The 1,249-nt window shown below is 43.4% G+C and carries 1 protein-coding gene; it reads right to left on the minus strand.

Annotated features, from left to right (window positions below; all coding sequences use genetic code 11):
• Positions 1-13 precede the first annotated feature (13 nt).
• Complete coding sequence (locus V7K49_RS04965; protein ID WP_335204734.1) at positions 14-1,249, minus strand: IS4 family transposase; 1,236 nt, start codon at positions 1,247-1,249, stop codon at positions 14-16.

Here is a 1,249-nt window from a genome sequence, read left to right on the forward strand (position 1 = left end):
AGAATCTCTAGGGTTAACCAATCCAAAAAAGGGGGAATTCTTCTGGTTGCAAATGTTGAAATTTAGGAATAGCACGACGAATGACCCGTAATGTTCCTGTAAAACTCAGACGCAATGGAGGAACAGAGGCACTGGTTGCAGCTTGAAACATCAACATTCTGACCGACCAATGTCCCAACAGCCAACCGTATACTTCTTGCACGACTTCGCGTGGGTTTTGGGAACGAACATGAGTTTTTCGCCCCAAAAGATGTATTTTCAATTCATCAATCGTATTTTCAACCTCCCAACGCTGATGGTATTCTCTAGCCAGGAATTCAGCCGGAAATTGTTGAATGTCTAAAAGGCTAGTAATCAAGCGATATATTACTTGTTCTTCTGGGTTATCAGGATGCTCAATTGTGTATTCGATAACTCGTACTGATATTGGCTGACAACCCTTTTTTCGTAGCTTTCCAGATGGGTAAATCGATGACAGATAAGAACCGTCTTGCAACGATTTTTCTGTAAGGAATTTAACATTGGCAGGAATTCTCCCTAAATAATCACACCCCTTAGACACTGTTGCGTGTACCATTGCATACGAATGCAATCCCCTATCCCACATCAACAACATCCCTGATGTCACAGAGCGTAATAATTTTAATGCCCGCACTCGTTCTCCTATGCGGTATGGACACATTAAAGCATCAAATATTATGTGCGTTCCTGCTTCTACCAATATGACTAATCTGATTTTAGGAAAAGCTGCTTGTGTGCCTGGACGACTACCGGGGCGACCAAAAACTCTCGCATTTTCATCGCTATCTGGAAGATCAAAACAAGTGCCATCAATCACCACAATTCGTAGTCCATTTAGAAATGCTCCTATCGTCTCACCAGTCGCCATTGGTCGTACTAACTGGTGAAATAATTGGCTCATCACCCCTGCCCCTAATCGTTGCCGAGCTTGAGTAATTGCTGATTTACAAGGTGCTCGCCAATATTTCCCGACTTTTACCCATCCCTCAGAAAGACCATCAATCAAGTTTTTAAGTACATCCCGCATTGAGTCTTTTGACCATAGACTCATTGCAATTACGAGACTTACCACTAATTGCGCTGGTAGCGATCGCTTGCGCTCCTCTTCAGTTTGGGTATTAGCGATCGCCTCTTCGATTGCCATTGCTGGAATCGCCATTTCGATTGCTTTAAGCACATCACCACTTCGTATCTCAGGAGACATCAACGAGAAATCCCTCAGATGCAC

The sequence above is a fragment of the Nostoc sp. genome (assembly GCF_036919675.1).
Taxonomy (GTDB): Bacteria; Cyanobacteriota; Cyanobacteriia; order Cyanobacteriales; family Nostocaceae; genus Nostoc.